The 229-nt window shown below is 63.3% G+C and carries 1 protein-coding gene; it reads right to left on the bottom strand.

From position 1 onward, the window contains the following. Positions 1-202 (bottom strand): hypothetical protein (locus ACZ6JE_RS15800; protein WP_464319567.1); only part of this gene is annotated, 202 nt, incomplete at its 3' end. Between the last annotated feature and the right edge of the window lie 27 nt (positions 203-229).

Below are 229 nucleotides of genomic sequence, written 5' to 3'. Positions count from 1 at the left end.
AGGTTCCGTTGATCGCGTTGTAGGCGCACATCACGGTGAACGGCTTGGCGAGCTTGACGACACGTTCGCACTGCCTCAGGTAGATCTCCCGGAGCGCCCGTTCGTCGACGAGGCTGTCCCCGACGAAGCGGTCGTTCTCGTTCGAGTTCGCGGCGAGGTGCTTCACCGAGGTGGCGACCCCCTCACCTTGATCCCCGGTCACGAACGCTGTCCCAAAGACTCCCGACAC

Source organism: Frigoribacterium sp. AC759 (assembly GCF_979256015.1).
Note: the sequence above shows the minus strand (reverse complement) of the source record. Positions and strands in the feature narration are given on the sequence as shown.